Source organism: Pedobacter sp. SG908 (genome assembly GCF_011759615.1).
Taxonomy (GTDB): Bacteria; Bacteroidota; Bacteroidia; order Sphingobacteriales; family Sphingobacteriaceae; genus Pedobacter; species Pedobacter riviphilus.
Genome location: NZ_JAAOYY010000001.1, coordinates 1,129,588 through 1,146,842, shown reverse-complemented (window position 1 = coordinate 1,146,842; position 17,255 = coordinate 1,129,588). Strand labels below are relative to the sequence as shown.

Annotated in this window: 19 protein-coding genes; 9 read left to right on the top strand and 10 right to left on the bottom strand. The window is 36.2% G+C overall.

From position 1 onward, the window contains the following. Window positions 1-52: 52 nt before the first annotated feature. The gene (gene murA, locus FHT21_RS04860) at window positions 53-1,378 is read left to right on the top strand and encodes a UDP-N-acetylglucosamine 1-carboxyvinyltransferase (RefSeq protein ID WP_167295472.1); all 1,326 of its coding nucleotides are present in this window, start codon (window positions 53-55) and stop codon (window positions 1,376-1,378) included. Between the two features lie 138 nt (window positions 1,379-1,516). Here murA and FHT21_RS04855 read toward each other — a convergent pair whose 3' ends face one another. The 7 genes from FHT21_RS04855 to FHT21_RS04825 form a co-directional block, all read right to left on the bottom strand. Continuing rightward, window positions 1,517-2,878 carry a pyridoxal-phosphate dependent enzyme gene (locus tag FHT21_RS04855; protein ID WP_167293620.1) on the bottom strand — a complete coding sequence of 454 codons (1,362 nt, stop codon included), beginning with the start codon at window positions 2,876-2,878 and terminating at the stop codon, window positions 1,517-1,519. 157 nt (window positions 2,879-3,035) lie between these two features. Then, window positions 3,036-4,130 carry a DNA-processing protein DprA gene (gene dprA, locus FHT21_RS04850; RefSeq protein ID WP_167295471.1) on the bottom strand — a complete coding sequence of 365 codons (1,095 nt, stop codon included), beginning with the start codon at window positions 4,128-4,130 and terminating at the stop codon, window positions 3,036-3,038. Between the two features lie 51 nt (window positions 4,131-4,181). Continuing rightward, window positions 4,182-4,448 (bottom strand): hypothetical protein, encoded by a 267-nt coding sequence (locus FHT21_RS04845; RefSeq protein WP_167293619.1) that lies wholly within the window; start codon window positions 4,446-4,448, stop codon window positions 4,182-4,184. 147 nt (window positions 4,449-4,595) lie between these two features. Continuing rightward, entirely contained in the window at window positions 4,596-6,104 is a 1,509-nt protein-coding gene (locus FHT21_RS04840) for a S41 family peptidase (protein ID WP_167293618.1), read from the bottom strand. 2 nt (window positions 6,105-6,106) lie between these two features. After that, on the bottom strand, window positions 6,107-6,715 hold the full coding sequence (locus tag FHT21_RS04835) for an HAD hydrolase-like protein (protein ID WP_167293617.1): 609 nt from the start codon (window positions 6,713-6,715) through the stop codon (window positions 6,107-6,109). Window position 6,716: 1 nt separating this feature from the next. Then, on the bottom strand, window positions 6,717-7,196 hold the full coding sequence (locus FHT21_RS04830) for a hypothetical protein (protein ID WP_167293616.1): 480 nt from the start codon (window positions 7,194-7,196) through the stop codon (window positions 6,717-6,719). A 108-nt stretch (window positions 7,197-7,304) separates the two neighbouring features. Next, complete coding sequence (locus FHT21_RS04825) at window positions 7,305-7,955, bottom strand: ABC transporter ATP-binding protein (RefSeq protein ID WP_167293615.1); 651 nt, start codon at window positions 7,953-7,955, stop codon at window positions 7,305-7,307. Between the two features lie 110 nt (window positions 7,956-8,065). On the opposite strand from FHT21_RS04825, the gene FHT21_RS04820 reads away from it, so the two are divergent. The 7 genes from FHT21_RS04820 (at window position 8,066) to sucC (ending at window position 13,983) form a co-directional block, all read left to right on the top strand. Then, window positions 8,066-8,779: a hypothetical protein gene (locus FHT21_RS04820; RefSeq protein ID WP_208398864.1), complete on the top strand. Its 714-nt coding sequence runs from the start codon at window positions 8,066-8,068 to the stop codon at window positions 8,777-8,779. 2 nt (window positions 8,780-8,781) lie between these two features. Beyond that, entirely contained in the window at window positions 8,782-9,078 is a 297-nt protein-coding gene (locus tag FHT21_RS04815; RefSeq protein WP_167293614.1) for a transcriptional regulator, read from the top strand. A gap of 47 nt (window positions 9,079-9,125) precedes the next feature. Then, complete coding sequence (locus tag FHT21_RS04810; protein WP_167293613.1) at window positions 9,126-9,419, top strand: hypothetical protein; 294 nt, start codon at window positions 9,126-9,128, stop codon at window positions 9,417-9,419. 25 nt (window positions 9,420-9,444) lie between these two features. Then, window positions 9,445-11,004: a DUF4173 domain-containing protein gene (locus tag FHT21_RS04805; protein ID WP_167293612.1), complete on the top strand. Its 1,560-nt coding sequence runs from the start codon at window positions 9,445-9,447 to the stop codon at window positions 11,002-11,004. Window positions 11,005-11,145: 141 nt separating this feature from the next. Beyond that, window positions 11,146-11,919 carry a ferritin-like domain-containing protein gene (locus FHT21_RS04800; protein WP_167293611.1) on the top strand — a complete coding sequence of 258 codons (774 nt, stop codon included), beginning with the start codon at window positions 11,146-11,148 and terminating at the stop codon, window positions 11,917-11,919. 118 nt (window positions 11,920-12,037) lie between these two features. After that, window positions 12,038-12,346 carry a hypothetical protein gene (locus tag FHT21_RS04795; RefSeq protein ID WP_167293610.1) on the top strand — a complete coding sequence of 103 codons (309 nt, stop codon included), beginning with the start codon at window positions 12,038-12,040 and terminating at the stop codon, window positions 12,344-12,346. Window positions 12,347-12,783: 437 nt separating this feature from the next. Next, window positions 12,784-13,983 (top strand): ADP-forming succinate--CoA ligase subunit beta, encoded by a 1,200-nt coding sequence (sucC, locus tag FHT21_RS04790; protein WP_167293609.1) that lies wholly within the window; start codon window positions 12,784-12,786, stop codon window positions 13,981-13,983. 480 nt (window positions 13,984-14,463) lie between these two features. Here sucC and FHT21_RS04785 read toward each other — a convergent pair whose 3' ends face one another. Genes FHT21_RS04785 through FHT21_RS04775 form a run of 3 tightly spaced genes read right to left on the bottom strand, consistent with a single transcriptional unit; the run spans window position 14,464 to window position 15,726 of the window. Then, window positions 14,464-14,670: a helix-turn-helix transcriptional regulator gene (locus tag FHT21_RS04785; RefSeq protein WP_167293608.1), complete on the bottom strand. Its 207-nt coding sequence runs from the start codon at window positions 14,668-14,670 to the stop codon at window positions 14,464-14,466. A 4-nt stretch (window positions 14,671-14,674) separates the two neighbouring features. Beyond that, the gene (locus FHT21_RS04780) at window positions 14,675-15,166 is read right to left on the bottom strand and encodes a DUF2975 domain-containing protein (RefSeq protein WP_167293607.1); all 492 of its coding nucleotides are present in this window, start codon (window positions 15,164-15,166) and stop codon (window positions 14,675-14,677) included. A 2-nt stretch (window positions 15,167-15,168) separates the two neighbouring features. After that, window positions 15,169-15,726 (bottom strand): DUF2975 domain-containing protein, encoded by a 558-nt coding sequence (locus tag FHT21_RS04775; RefSeq protein WP_167293606.1) that lies wholly within the window; start codon window positions 15,724-15,726, stop codon window positions 15,169-15,171. A gap of 453 nt (window positions 15,727-16,179) precedes the next feature. Between FHT21_RS04775 and FHT21_RS04770 the strand changes: the two genes are divergently transcribed. Further along, window positions 16,180-17,040: an RNA polymerase sigma factor RpoD/SigA gene (locus tag FHT21_RS04770; protein ID WP_010601359.1), complete on the top strand. Its 861-nt coding sequence runs from the start codon at window positions 16,180-16,182 to the stop codon at window positions 17,038-17,040. Window positions 17,041-17,255: the final 215 nt, after the last annotated feature.

Sequence of the window (17,255 nt, the reverse complement as noted above, 5' to 3'; positions counted from 1 at the left end):
TAGATGCTGAAATAAATTCGGCATGACGAACGGGTTAGCAAAAGAAAAAAATATGAACGCATTTGAAATAACAGGCGGAATTAAATTAAAAGGCGAAATTACCCCTCAGGGAGCCAAAAATGAGGCTTTACAGATTTTATCAGCTGTATTGCTTACCGAAAAGAAAGTAACCATCAGTAATATCCCCGACATTAAGGATGTTAACAAACTGATTGAATTACTTGGCGATTTAGGTGTTACCGTTGAGCGTATCAATAAAGACACCTATACCTTTGAAGCTAAAAATATTGATTTGAATTTCTTTGAATCTGATACTTTTAAATCGAAAGGTGGTGGTTTACGTGGTTCGATTATGATTGTTGGGCCATTGTTGGCACGTTTTGGTAAAGCAGCTATCCCGAAACCGGGCGGTGATAAAATCGGCCGTAGAAGATTGGATACACACTTTATCGGTTTCGAAAAATTAGGTGCAAAATTCGTTTACGACAGTAAAAAAGCTTTCTTTAATGTAGATGCCACCAATTTACAGGGTGCTTACATTTTGTTAGATGAGGCATCGGTAACCGGAACGGCAAACATTGTAATGGCTGCTGTTTTAGCCAAAGGTACTACCACCATTTACAACGCTGCCTGCGAGCCGTATTTGCAGCAGCTTTGCAAAATGCTTAACCGCATGGGTGCAAAAATTTCGGGCATTGGCTCTAACCTGCTTACCATTGAAGGTGTTAAAGTATTAGGCGGAACCGAGCACAGAATGTTGCCGGATATGATCGAAATTGGCTCTTTTATTGGTATGGCTGCCATGACAGAATCTGAAATTACCATTAAAGATGTTTGTTATGATGAACTGGGTGTAATACCAGAGGTTTTCAGAAAACTGGGCATTAAATTAGAGCGTCGAGGCGATGATATTTATGTTCCTGCTCAAAAACATTACGAAATCGATACTTTTATTGATGGTTCGATTTTAACCATTGCTGATGCTCCCTGGCCAGGTTTTACGCCTGATTTATTGAGTATTGTTCTGGTTGTGGCCACACAGGCAAAAGGAAACGTTTTAATCCACCAAAAAATGTTCGAAAGCCGTTTATTCTTCGTGGATAAATTGATCGATATGGGCGCTCAGATTATCCTATGCGACCCACACCGCGCAACGGTTAACGGTATCGATAAAAAATACAAACTTCGTGGGATTAGCATGACTTCTCCTGACATTAGGGCTGGAGTTTCATTATTAATTGCGGCTTTATCTGCTGAAGGCAAATCGACCATTTACAATATCGAACAGATTGAACGTGGCTATCAGGATATCGACACCCGTTTACGTGCCTTAGGCGCGCAGATTAAGCGTGTAAATGCTGATGCACCGAGCCACTAAGCTAGAAGTTGAAAGACTAAAGCTTAAAGTGAAAATAACATAACACAAAAACGCCCGAGTAAAATTTTACCCGGGCGTTTTTTATTTGATAAAGATCCTGAAACAAGTTCAGGAGGACGATCGCAGGAATTAAACACCCTACCCTGATATCGCATTAATAATATCATACTGGGTAATAATCTCAATCTTACCGGTTTCATCTTCTACTAACACTGCTGAGTTTTCTTTATTAATCAATGAAGAAATTTTATCAATTGAGGTGTTCAAATCAACAAATGGGAAAGTAGCCGTCATAATTTCTGAAATCGGCGCCGATTTTAAGCCTGGATTTTCAAGCAATGCTGATAAAATATCGCTTTCGGCAATTTTGCCTACAATCATTCCCTGCTGTGTTACCGGAATTTGAGAAATATTCATCGATTTAATGGTATTGATGGCCTCGAGCACTGATTTTTGTGCATCAAGTGTTACAATCTCTGTGCTTTCTTTTTTAGCCAGTATAGATTTAGCAGTTAATTTTTCGTCCTGTAAAAATCCGCGTTCACGCAACCAATCTTCATTATACATTTTACCCATGTATCGGCTGCCGTGATCGTGAAAAATAACGACAACAACATCTTCTGGCTTTAATTTATCTTTTAGCTGAATTAATCCGCCAATGGCAGCACCGGCAGAGTTACCTACAAAAATACCCTCTTTACGTGCAATATCGCGTGTCATTAAAGCGGCGTCTTTATCCGTCACTTTTTCGAACAGATCGATCACATCGAAATTTACGTTTGCCGGAAGGAAATCTTCGCCAATACCTTCTGTGATGTATGGATAAATCTCATCCTTATCAAATATGCCTGTTTCTTTATATTTCTTGAAAACCGAACCATAGGTATCGATTCCCCAGACTTTAATATTTGGATTCTTCTCTTTTAAATATTTACCGGTTCCGGAAATGGTTCCACCAGTACCTACGCCAACTACCAAGTGTGTAATTTTACCTTCAGTTTGCGCCCATATCTCAGGGCCAGTTTGCTCATAATGCGCTTGTGAGTTGGCTAAATTATCATACTGGTTCGGTTTCCATGAATTGGGAACCTCGCGTTCTAAACGCGAAGAAACAGAATAATAAGATCGGGGATCTTCTGGCTCAACGTTTGTAGGACAAACGATTACCTCGGCACCAAAGGCACGTAAAGCATCTACCTTTTCTTTCGATTGTTTATCAGTTGTGGTAAAAATACATTTGTAACCTTTAATAATGGCGGCCATAGCCAGGCCCATACCTGTGTTTCCAGATGTTCCTTCTATAATTGTTCCGCCTGGTTTTAGCTTACCGCTTTTCTCGGCATCTTCAATCATTTTAACCGCCATACGGTCTTTAATTGAATTACCCGGATTCGTAGTCTCTATTTTCGCCAGAATTGTTCCCGGAACTCCTTTTGTTATTGTATTTAATTTAACCAATGGCGTATTGCCAATAGTTTCTAAAATATTATTGTACCACATATCGCAAAATTAAGCAAAGGCATTAACTATTTTACAAACTATATTTTATTTGAAACATAATTTCGAAAATTAAAGTTTAAAAGAATTTAATTACATAATCTATAATTATGATAGGCATTATAGATTGATTATTGGGTAAAATGCAATTTCAATTTCCTTAGAGGAGTTTATATATTTTCCCCGGCAAAGAAACAATAACGCCCTGCATCTCTAATGTAAGGATTACAATTGCCAGCTTACTTTGCTGAATATTCAATTGAGTGCAAAGCTCATCAATAGAAAGTTGACCATTTTGTAAGGCATCAACAACCCGCTGCTCGTTAGGAGTAAGCGTTAACTGCAGCGTAGTTTGTTTAGTATTATGCTTAACCTTTATTTCATCATCCCAGCCCAAATAATAAATCAAATCGTTAGCATTAGTGATTAATCCAGCTCTGTTGGTCTTGATCAGGAAATTACATCCTTCTGAAAAAACATCATTTGTTCTACCCGGAAAGGCATATACATCTTTATTGTAAGAATTAGCAATTTCTGCAGTAATTAAGGCGCCACCTTTTATTGATGCTTCAACTACAACAGTGGCATCTGCAATACCTGCAATAATCCGGTTTCTTTGCGGAAAATTAGGCCGATCGGGATTGGTCATAATTGGAAACTCGGTAAGCAGGCCTCCATTCAAAACCATTTTTTGAGCAACCGCTTTATGAATTTTTGGATACATCCGGTCTAAGCCATGACCAAGTACCCCAACTGTTGGAATATGATTTGCCAGACATTCTTTATGGGTGGCTACATCAATACCATAAGCCAAGCCACTAACGATCAAAACGTTATAAGGCGCTAAAACTTCACATAATTCCTTACAGAGATTTTTTCCATAGTTTGTTGCATTACGGGTACCAACAATACTGATGATGCGCTGCTGATTGAAATCAACAGTCCCTTTGGCATAAAGCAGTATAGGCGAATCGATGCAGTTCTTTAATCTTTTAGGATATTTCTCGTCTGAAAAAAACAATACCTCTATCCCATGTTTTTCGATAAAATCTAATTCTTGTCTGGCCCTAACCAAAGCATCAGTACTACGAATGGCTTCAATTGTTTTCTCTCCGACACCTGGGATTTTTAAAAGTTGTTTTTTGCTTGCAGAAAATACATTTTCGGCACTTCCGCAATAGGCAAGAAGGTTTTTGGCCGTTACCGGACCAATAGATTTAATAAAAGTTAAGGCAATTTTATGGAGCATGCTGATAATCTGATAAGGTTAAATAAATGCGGGATGATTTATTTCCTTAAAGCAAGCTTAAAAATCAATGTCGATTAAACTTTTTAACGGAATATGAATATTGTTTTTTAGCTGTATATATTTCTCTGTTACTGCCCAAACTGTAGTATCAACACGTTTAGGACCAATGGTAGTATTAAAAGTAATGACGGCTTTTGATTTAAATTCATTACCTAGCCTTTGCGCTTCTTCAAGTTTGGTTTGTAGTTCATTGGAATGATCTTCCTTTGCATTGATGATATTTAAATAACTGATATGTTCCTTTTCTACAATTTCTATTGGCATGGTGTCTCTTTAACGATTAATGTTAAACAAGCTTATCAATTTTTTAGAAAAAATGCAACTCTTATTTATTCGATTTGTGTAATAATTATAAAAAAAAGGCCAGATTTGTGGTTCAAATCTGGCCTTTTCGATAAAGTTTACAGCTAATTATTTAAAATTCAGCTTTCTGGTCTCAACCATTCCTTTAAATTCGTGGTCCAACTTACCAGAAAGATCTCCAACCTGGGTTTTAGATAGTGGTGAGGTACTGCTAATGGTATTATCCTTAATTAAAGAAGAGAAACTTCCATTCGCCGAATAGTATAAGGCTTGTGCCAATAATTTTTCTGTTGGATCTCCGAAATCTTTGGTTACATCATCAAAAATATCTTTATCAACTGCCATTCCATCAAAGTAGCCCCCTTGATCTAATTGATTTTTGGTTTCAAACTGTGGAATGTATAAATCATTTTTATCAATACGGATAGAGAAAAAGCCTACAGGTTTACCATAAGTTTTCTTGCCGATCAGTTTAACATCTATTACAGGCTTTAAATTATTAATTAATAGCTCACTTGCTGATGCGGTGCCGCTGGTTACAATAAAATAAACCCTGGTTAAGCCATTTAATGAGCCACGTTTTGCAAAGACTTCTTGATTAAATGCAGCCCGGGTTGGTTTATAATCTAAATCAAACATTGAAAACATTCGTTTAACGCCATCGGAACCAGTTTGATAAAATTTCTGATTTTGTAAAATAGTTGCGGCTCCATCCTGCATGGTTTTAGTCCAGTATGTGGTATTCATTACTTTTCCGTTTTGAGAAGCAGGGGCAATTAAATTTGTAAAAGCTTCTGATGTGGCTACCGAACCACCACCGTTGTACCTTAAATCAACAACCAACTCGTTAACGCCATCCGTTGCAAACTGAGCAAATGCAGCATCCAATAGCGCAACAGAATTAGTGGTAAAGCTATTGAATACAATATAACCCACCTTTTTTACACCAATAGTATATGTTTTGGTAAAAAGTATCGGGTTGATATTATAACTCGCCTTGGTTATCGTTACATCCTGACTAGTCCCATCTGGTTTTAAAACTGTCATGGTAACCGTTGGGTTTGTGCCAAAAATAGCATTCACGATATAATCTATCCTTGCATCTGTAGTATTGATATCTGTACTACCATTAATTTTTGTAATCTGATAACCTCTCTTTAAGCCTTGAACACCGGCAGGAGATCCAGCATATACATATTTGATCCTTAAATCATTCGTACTGGCAAAGAATACCGAAAAGCCAAAATCTCCAGCTACGCCACCTAATTCGCCAGCTACAGTTCCATCATCAATAAAAGAATATTTATCTTTCCCCCCGGTGCTGGGTAAAGCCTTAAGTGCTGCAATGATGGCATTGTTAGAGTTGTATTGTCTCGGGTTAAATGTATCGTAATTAGGCATACCTGCATTCCAGAAATAGGTCTGTTTGGCATATAAAAAAATCGAATCTTTAGTCAGCAATGCCCGGTCATTGGTTGGTGTTTGCAACAGGTTTGATTCACCACCAATATTTGCATCAGGGTTATTATTATTTGATTTTTTACACGATGTTGTAAATGCAACCAAAATGATCAAAGCACACCAAAATGTGTTTTGTGAAATAAATTTTCTAAGCATATTTATTTGTAAATTTCTAGTGATACAATATACTGCAAATTAATTAATTTAGATTGTTGCTCATCAAATTTATTTGCACCAACAACTAACGCTTGGTTAGGCAATAAATTGTTGCTGCTTAGTATGTTCTGAAAAATTTCTGCTTTAGATTGGCCCAATTCCTCAACAAAATATACCGTAAGGTATTGCTCTAGTCCGTTCCACTCCGTTTGCTTAATTTTATTGAGTTGTTGTTCCGGATTACCGTCCGTTACAATAAAAATCTGCTTCCGGTTTACAACAAGCTCCTGCATAAACTCGAGCATATTTTTAAAAAGCAAGAGCTTAAGCGGCAAACGGGCATTTAAATGCAGGAGATCGAAATTGTATTTATATTTTTCATCAATCCCAAATTGTTCAGCCGTTTTTTCGAAAAGCCCATCTGTTCCGTTATTTTCATATTCAGCCTGCATAAAGCTGATGATGGCCTGCGCATTTTTTTGCTCGGTATATTCTATAAACTGTGCAAACAGGTAATACACCTGCAACAGATAGTCCTTTTCAGGAAAAAGCACATTGTCTAACTCAAAAATAACAAGTTGTTTATCCTGAACGTATTGATAGGCATCCATATTAAATTGTAAAAAGTTTTAAGTCATTAACATTGTTAAAGCCGAATACCCCATTAAATGATGATGAAAGTTTCTGGGATACAGTATTTTCCCCGCTCGAATAAATACAATCGCCGTGGATATATACCGCAAAATTTTGAAAAGATTGCTTTTCCTGGGGTAAATAATCTGCAATTACATCAGCATTAGGCAAAAGCACCTGAATTCCATACTCCCCAAAAAGCACTGCAGACTTAACCAATGGCTCAACTTCATAATCGTGTAAAGGGATGATGCAATCTATCCCTTCGGTAATGCAAAAGTTGAGCAAAATGTGAGCTATGCTATCTTTATTTAACAAGCCTAAGGAAGAAAAAGCATATTTTTCTGTAATGATGCCGGGTACATCGCCATAATCGGCCAGTAGTACAAAATGACTTGGGAATGCTTTCATCAGCTTTAAAGCTTTCGCATTATTTCCGCCGGTAATGAGTATTTTCAAAATTTAATTATTGAATGAATAAAATTAGTGAATGAGAGGGTTTTGAATGAGAGCATGATTGGATGTCCGTATTCTTCCTAAAATCATATAATCCTTAAATCCTCGCTTTTATACAATTAAACCATCTTTCATGCTCACCACGCGATCGCTGGTTTTTGCAAGGTGTTCATTGTGCGTAACAATTACAAACGTTTGATGGAAATTATCGCGCAAACTAACAAATAACTGATGTAATCCTGCCGCATTTTCAGAATCCAAATTCCCTGAAGGCTCATCGGCCAATATAATTGAAGGATTATTGATCAGCGCTCTTGCAATGGCCACGCGTTGCTGCTCACCGCCTGAGAGCTGATTAGGCTTATGCTGGGCTCTATCTTTTAGTCCGAACAGATCTAAAAGTTCAAACGCCCTGTTTTCAGCCTGTTTTTTATTGGTTTTGGCTATAAATGCCGGGATACAAATATTTTCAATTGCACTAAATTCCGGCAACAAATGATGAAACTGAAATACAAAACCTATATTCTGGTTTCGGAAAGTACTCAACAAATCGCCATTCAATTTATTTATGATCGTACCTTTTAATTCAACAGATCCCTCATCAGGTTTATCCAATGTCCCTAAAATATGCAACAAAGTACTTTTACCTGCACCAGATGGGCCAATAATGCTTACAATCTCTCCTTTTTGCACTTCAAAATTTACGCCTTTTAAAATTTGCAGATTTCCGTACGATTTTCTTATTCCAGTGGCTTTTAGCATGGTTCAAATTTAGTAAAAAAGCGGAAAGACTAAAGACCAAAGCACAAAGACTGAAGGCTTAGCAAAAATTAGATCTTTAAAATCTGTGTAATCTATTTATCCGTGTAATCATGCCGAAAGAAAAAAACAAAAAAAGATTTGCAGATATCAATTTTCTATTTAACTTTGAAAAACAAAGCACTTTTAAAATGAACACTCAAGAAGAACAATTAAATGCCTTAAAAGATATCAGACATATGATGGACAGGTCTTCGAGATTTATTTCTTTGAGTGGTTTATCTGGTGTTTTTGCTGGCGTTATTGCTTTAATTGGCGCTTACTTTGCTAATGATGAAATTAACAAATTCATCAATAAACGAGGTTACGGTTATGGTGTAGATGGAGAAATGGATCTGGAGTTTAACTTGATAAAACTTGGTGTTTTTGTTCTAGTGATTGCTTTAGCCGGTGGCGTTTTATTTACCTATAGAAAGAGTCAAAAAAACAATCTTCCTATCTGGGATAAAACCTCTAAATCACTCTTAATCAATTTATTTGTTCCTTTGTTTGCCGGTGGATTATTTATTATTGCTTTATTAATTAACCATCCAAATACTTATAGCATTATTGCCCCGAGCTGCTTAATTTTTTATGGCTTAGCACTTATTAATGCCAGTAAATATACTTACAGTGATATTCGCTACCTGGGGCTTTGCGAAGTAATACTTGGGTTGATCTGCATGTTTTACGTTGGTTACGGGTTAATTTTTTGGGCTTTCGGCTTTGGTATACTGCACATTGTTTATGGTCTTTTAATGTATTTTAAATATGAGAGAGGTCAGTAAGGATGAAAAACCCGATAGCAGATTTAAATAAAATATTCGATAGCCGGATCAGGTTGGGCGTTATGTCTATCCTGGTGGTAAACGATGAAATTGGCTTTAACGACCTGAAACAGATGCTCGAATTAACCGATGGCAATTTGGCTTCACATTTAAATACGTTAGAACAGGCCGAATTTATTAAGGTGTACAAAGGTTTTATCGGCAGAAAAACCAGTACCACCTACTCTATCACGGCTTTAGGCAAACAGGCTTTTAAAGCACATTTAGATGCACTTGAAAAAATGATCAAAAAGCTATAAGCTATTTTTTTTAACTATATACTTTGAAATACAAAGCACTTTTAAAGATGAAAAGCACAGCACCTAAAACCATCAGCGTCGGTCAAAAAACAGCAGTATATTCCTTCGTTTTTGGGACAATGATTTTATTAATCTTTCTCTTAAGTAAATACACTCCATTGGTAGCAGTTGGATTATACTATGTGCTGGCTGCTTCAGTATTCAACATGTTAATTTTACTTACCTTACTTATCCAATTTATGTATTATAAGGAACACCGGAAGAAGATTCTTACCACTGTAACCTTCATGCTGCTTAACATCCCAATAAGCATCTTATATTTTTTCATCGTAATCAATTAAAAATATAAACCATTATCATATCATTATGAAAAATAGATCAAACCTCTTATCACTCTCTGTTCTGCTGGGTGGCCTCCTCTTTACTTTTCTCTTTTGGCAGGAAAGATTAGCACTAAATCTGCTTATTTACAGCATTTATTTACTTGCTATTACCTTTATTAATGCAGATGTAGTTAAAAGTACCAAACTAAAAATTTATTGTTTAGCACATCTTTTAGCAGCGGTGCTGGTAGTGGTTAACAACTCAGATTTATCAATCGCCACCTATTATATCAGTTTACTGTTGTTTATCGGTTTTAGTCATAACCAGCAGATCAGAACAATTTTTACAGCTTTCCTTGCCAGTATTCTACAAATAATTACAGTTCCTTTTAACACTATAAAACACCTAAGCCAGATCAGTATTGGAAATGTGAGCCTTAAGCCCTTTTTTACTTTGATTAAGTACATTTTCATACCCATCATAATTGTAATCTTATTCTCATGCCTGTACGCAGCTGCAAGTAATGTTTTTGCGCATTATGCTGGGGCAATCTTAACCAACATTGGCAACTTTTTAGATCAGGTACTGCACTTCTTTTTTAAAGACTTGAGTTTTGAGCGCATCTTACATTTTTGTTTTGGATTGGCCTTAACAGGAGGATTAATACTTGCATTTTTTGATAAAAGCCTCGAAAAGGCCGAGCTGAAATGTAAGGAGCAATTGGTCCGGATCAGAAGAAGCTTAGGTCAGAAAACAATATGGTACAATATTGTACAAACATTTACCGGCAACCTGTTGACACGGAAAATGGCACTAAAAACAGAGTACATTGTGGGGATCATTTCGTTCGCCGCACTTAATCTTTTACTGCTCATGTTAAATGCCATTGATATTACCACACTTTGGTTTGGCTATAAACCTTCGGGCAATTTTTCGGGAGAACTGCACCAGGGTACAAATTCATTGATCTTTAGCATTGTAATGGCCATGGCAGTAATCCTTTATTATTTTAGAGGGAACTTAAACTTTTACCACAAAAGTAAAACGTTAAGGGTATTGGCCTATACCTGGATGGTTCAGAATTTTATCCTGATCATCTCGGTATTTATCCGCGATGGTTATTATATCGAATTCCATGGTTTAACGCATAAAAGGATCGGTGTATTGATATTTGCCACCCTTTGCATTATCGGTTTGGCAACAGTTTATTTCAAAGTAGCCAAACAGAAAACCATATTTTATCTTTTTAAGGTGAACGGAAATATCTGGTTTGCTCTTTTATTAACTTCCAGCATCATCAACTGGGATGTTTTAATTGTAAAATACAACCTCAACCATGTCGATGCCGTTTCTATAGACCCTTATTATTTAACCTCCTTATCAGAAAAAACCCTCCCATTCTTAGATCAAAACAGGTCTAAAATCCATCCTTCAACCCATAACGATTCGGAAATTGCAAAAATAGACCACCCCGAAGAAGCATTGATGAGAAAATTAGATGAGCGAATTGGTTATTTCAAAGAACGTTACGAGAAATCGGGCTGGTTATCGTGGAACTTACAGGATTGGAATACGGCAGAATATTTTGGCTTGAATAAATAAAAGCAAAATGAGTAAACGATATAAAATAATAGCAATGGCTTCGGCATTAATTGCATTAGCGTGGTTTGTTTTGGACCGAACTGTTCACAAAATTTTCAACCTACTACACATCGACTGAAGGATAAATTAATCAGCAATATTATGAAAACACAAACCTCAGCATATTGGACCGATCACTTCTCAAATAACAGCAAAATTAATAGGATCGATTGGATGCTTAAACCAGAAATTTCAGATTCAGAAAAACAAAATATTCTAAAGTCGCTACAGGCCTGGCAACTTGGCGAAACATCAGAAGGAAAGCATTTAATCAATGCTTCCAAAAAATATGCAAAAAATATAAATGATAAAGAATATCTGGAGGCTGTTAAACTTTTCATTAAAGAAGAGCAAAAACATGGTAACAACTTAGGTAAATACCTGGACTTAATTGGAGAACAAAGAATTAAAAAAAATTGGGGCGATACGTTATTCCGGAAAATAAGATACTTCAACACCAACATGGAGCTTTGGACAATCGCTGTAATTACCGTAGAAAGCGCCGCACAAATATTTTACCAGGCGCTAAAAGATGCCACAAACTGCACATTGCTCAAACAAATCTGTATCGATATCCTAATTGATGAGGCCGCTCATATTACTTTCCAAAGAGAACGTTTGTATATCATTTTTAATCAAAAGTGTGCTTTCTCGAAATGGATGGCTTACCATGCCTATTCGTGCTTCTTCCTCTGTACAAGTTTAGTGGTTTGGCTGGCACATAAAACATTATTTAAAGCAGGTAAGCTTAACTTTTATCGTTATTTCAACAAGATGAAATATAAATTAGGTAAGGTTGCGGATAAATCTATCCTTTATAAAAAAGAAGAGCAACTGGCACTTTCATTTAAAGAATTAAATCAAAATCTTTTATAATTAACCTCTCGCCTTTGCTAAACTTTTGTTGGATTTAGTTTTCCCGGTGCAATTTCGCACCGGGAAGCAAAGGTTTAATTATTAACGATTTAAATCATATATTATAATTATAAAAATCATGAAAAATCAAACATCATTTAATTCAAACAAATTAAGAATCATCATTATTTTAAGTGCAATAGTTTCCATATTAGCTATTCCTTTAATAGCCATGCAATTTACTAATGAGGTGGACTGGACACTATCCGATTTTATAATCGCGGGAACATTACTACTCAGCACGGGTTTAGCTATAGAACTTGTAATTAGAAACTTAAAAACAGGCACTTTAAGAACATTAATACTCGTTGTTATTTTACTAGCCTTATTCCTGATCTGGGCAGAACTGGCTGTTGGTATATTCGGGACACCTTTTGCTGGAAGTTAAAGAACACTATTAACCCTTTTGTTCCCGCAGATTTAAGATAATTAGTGCAGAGGAAATATATTTTTTTGCATTTGTTAGGAACCAAATTGTTTTTAAGCCTGATTACAGTGATAAGCCCGGAGCGTAGTGAGGACTTATAGCGGAAAGCAGGGCCACCAGCCGCCACGAAGAACCACCCTCTCACTTTCAAATAAAAAATCTCTGTGCATATTAGCGAAATCAGCGGAACACCATAAACTAGTGCACATTACAGGCACTAATTTCCCGATTAACATAAAACGTTCATTTTCTGAAAAAATCGGCGATTGCTATTTGTTTAAAGGGTTTGAAATTGTAGCTTTGGGCAAATTTTGTAGCAAATGAACCCGATACTGTTAAAATAATTATTTTAATAGTAAAAGGCTCCATCTGACAGATAAAGACAAAAATATAAACAGATGAATATTCACGAATACCAGGGTAAACAAATATTAAAAAGTTTCGGTGTTAACGTTCAAGAAGGAATAGTTGCCGATACTCCTGAGCAAGCTGTTGAGGCTGCTAAGCAACTGAAAACTGATTATAATTCTGACTGGGTTGTAATTAAAGCGCAAATCCACGCTGGTGGTCGCGGTAAAGGTGGTGGTGTTAAATTAGCCAAAAACCTGGAAGAAGTTAAACAACGTGCTACCGATATTATCGGCATGCAACTGGTAACTCCTCAAACCGGACCAGAAGGTAAAAAAGTGAACAAGATTTTAGTAGCCCAGGATGTTTATTATCCAGGCGCTTCTGAAACTAAAGAATTCTACATCTCGGTACTGTTAGACCGTGCGAAAGGTCGCAATATCATCATGTACAGTACCGAAGGCGGTATGGATATCGAAGAAGTTGCAGAGCATACGCCGCACTTAATTTTTAAAGAAGAGATTGATCCTAAAGTTGGCTTACAAGGCTTCCAAGCACGTAAAATTGCTTTCAACTTAGGTGTGAGCGGTAACGCTTTCAAAGAAATGGTAAAATTCGTTACTGCTTTATACAAAGCTTACGAAGCAACCGATTCTTCGATGTTCGAAATTAACCCGGTATTAAAAACTTCTGATGATAAAGTAATTGCGGTAGATGCCAAAGTTAACCTGGATGAAAACGGTTTATTCCGTCACCCTGATTATGCAGCCATGCGCGATGTTACGGAAGAAGATCCAATGGAAGTTGAAGCAAGTGCCTCTAACCTAAACTTCGTTAACCTTGATGGTAACGTAGGCTGTATGGTTAACGGTGCTGGTTTAGCTATGGCAACCATGGATATCATTAAACTGGCTGGTGGTGAGCCTGCTAACTTCTTAGACGTTGGTGGAACTGCTAATGCACAAACGGTTAAAGCGGCTTTCAATATCATTTTGAAAGATCCTAACGTTAAAGCAATTTTGATCAACATTTTCGGCGGTATTGTTCGTTGCGACCGTGTTGCTCAGGGTGTAATCGATGCTTATAAAGAAATCGGTAACATTCCGGTGCCAATTATCTGCCGTTTGCAAGGCACAAATGCTGAAGAAGCTAAAAAATTAATCGATGAGTCTGGACTTAAAGTTTACTCTGCAATTGCTTTAAAAGAAGCAGCTGATTTAGTAACCAAAGTGTTGGCTGAACAAGCATAAGCTTAAGCTAAAAGTCGAAAGACAAAAGCAAAAAGCGTATATCATATTGAAAACCTTTCAGTGCAAACTGGAAGGTTTTTTTATTCCCTCTCTTTTCCAAAAAAAACCTAAGTTCTACAAATGTTTATTCTTACTAATTAATTTTTAGCATATTTAACTAACGCGATCGTCATGCTGAACTTGTTTCAGCATCTTTCCTGCTAGGGGTTAAATTCTGGATGAAGACATGACTAAAAACAATTTCAGGAGACTCCTTAGAAGCATGTTAATTATAAAACTCAGATTTATATACTGAATAGGTTCGCTTACTATTTTTTTGAAAATGAGTGGTTCTGTTAGTATGGCAGCCTCCTCTCCTGCTATCCCTCCAAGTCCTCACTCATACTTCGCTCCGGGCTTTCCGTTCTATCAGGTTTATTTAACAACTTAGGTGGTTCTTGGGCGCTATCAAACCTGGCAGGTTTTAAAAACATGCGAGGTTTACTCTGTTCGGAATTCCAGGATATCGCCCGGCTGGCAATCTAAAGCCTTACAAATTGCCTCTAAAGTTTCCAAACGAACCGCCTTCGCCTTACCTGTTTTAAGGATAGATAAATTAGACATGGTTATCCCTACCCGCTCGCTTAATTCGGTTAACGACATTTTACGCCTGGCCAACATTACATCTAAGTTTACAATTATCGGCATGAGCTTATATCGTTAAATCATTTTCTTGTTGCAGTTCAATCCCTTTTCTAAACACAAATGCTATTGTTAAAAGTGTTAAGCCAAAAATTAACAGCCAGATCTGGAAATCAACATTTTCAATTATCTTAAATACTATATCCTGTCGATTATTTGATTGATTTGCATAAACCATAGCGTTATAAGTGAACAACAGAAATGGAATCATAGTACAATACCACCCCATACGTGTAAGCCTTCCTGTATTTTCAATACTAAAAACATTGCCTATTTCTATCGAATTAATAAAACGATAGAGATAAACCAATACCCTTGAGCTAAAGAACACAATTATCAATATAAATAAACCCTGTACCAAATCTAATAGCCCGCCTTTTCCAGTATCTGTATACCCTTCTTCAAAACCCTTTGATGCATCTTTAAGCGAAAACAGTATTACGACTGAAAGTGTTACCACATAACCCATTTTAATTAACCTAATTTGATTCTGCGTTTTCATAATTATATCGTTAAATCGTTTTCTTGTTGAATTTCTATTCCTCTGTTCACAACCTGTACAATTATAAAAAGCACAACAGCCATAAAGAACCACACATCAGCCCCATCCATATTTAACGTTTTAAGATCAGCAACCATAACCCCTTGGTGTGTGAGCCAAACCGTATATTTATAACCTAAATGGGCAAAAAAACCTATACCAAGGACTAAAAAGACCTGTATCAGAATAAAATGCTTCAATTCTATACTGAAAGGCTGAGAAATGCGGAGTCTTTTATCGATAAACAATTTTACAATTAGATAGAACATGATTGCTTTTAGCACAGCAACAATAATCATAACGAGTGTAATAACCAGGAAATAACTCTGATCAAATTTGTAAACACTTGACAAGTAATCTGCTCCATCCCAAAAGTTCTTCACGCCCTGCGGATTTATAAATGATGTAATAATTGTATTAACAAGTACCCCACCTGCTTCTACACATAGGCCGATAAAAATTATCCACGAAAGTATCTGTAATACTTTCAAAATCTGATTGGTTGTTATTTTAATTTCCATAATTACATGCCAGTTTAAAATGTAACGTCTTCGATTTAATTTACTACTTAATAATGAAGCCGGTTTCTTGATTTATTTTTTGCACCTATAATCTGACAAAAATTATATACACAAAACCGCCCCACAATAATGGCTTTTGATATTTGCTTTAAATTATTGAAAATTTAAGAAACGTCATGTTTATTTAATTATTTACGATACAAACATAAATAATAAATTATTACAATTCAAAATATATTTATTGATTTACAATAAATAATATCCGAAAATCAATTATAACGCCAACAATAACACATTTACTGTCATAATTTTATTTGGAATGATTTTTGCTACAAGTAAAACTGTAAAAAACTTGTGCAAACAGCAACATTTTCAGTATTTTATCCTTTCGGATTGCTATACAATTTCGTAACTTTGCACACTCAATAATTAAAGAGCACACAATTCGTATAAATGAGACAACTCAAGATAACGCAATCCATTACCAACCGTGAAAGTCAGTCATTAGATAAATACCTACACGAAATTGGCAAAGTAGATTTAATAACAGCAGAAGAGGAAGTAATTTTAGCAAGGAAGATTCGTGAGGGCGATCAGGCTGCATTAGAGCGGTTGACTAAAACGAACTTGCGTTTCGTTGTATCTGTTGCAAAACAATATCAAAATCAGGGTTTAACTTTAGGAGACTTAATTAACGAAGGTAACCTGGGTTTAATTAAAGCGGCAAAACGTTTTGATGAGACCAAAGGTTTCAAATTCATCTCTTATGCCGTTTGGTGGATTCGTCAATCTATTTTGCAGGCAATTGCCGAGCAAAGCCGTATTGTACGTTTACCTTTAAACCAGGTAGGTTCATTAAGCAAAATCAGTAAAGCTTTCTCTAAATTAGAGCAAGAATACGAACGTGAGCCGTCTCCGGAAGAACTTGCTGATATTTTGGAAACTACGGTGGATAAAATTTCAGACACTTTAAGTAACTCTGGCCGCCATGTATCAATGGATGCACCGTTTGTTCAAGGTGAAGAAAATACATTGTTAGATGTATTGGAAAACCACGAACCAAATACCGATAGCTCATTGATCAACGAATCTCTATCGGAAGAAATTAAACGTTCTTTATCTACCTTAACGGAAAGAGAAAGAGAAATTATCGTTTTATTCTTCGGCTTAGGTTCTAACCATCCACTTTCTTTAGAGGAAATTGGTGAGAAATTTAACTTAACACGCGAGCGTGTTCGTCAGATTAAAGATAAAGCGTTACAACGCTTACGTCATACTTCAAGAAGTAAAATCTTAAAATCTTATTTGGGATAGGATTTTTAATTCTAACAGATATTAAAAGATCGGCAGATGCCGATCTTTTTTTGTTTAAATAGTTTTCCTTTTCGCAGGCAAAAGAGCCCGAAGCTGAAGTAAAATCGTGATAGGATGATGATTATACTTGATAGGTCATGCTGAATTTAGTTCAGCACCTAACTTGCTAATAATTCAAGCCGAAAAGATCCTGAAACAAGTTCAGGATGACGTTA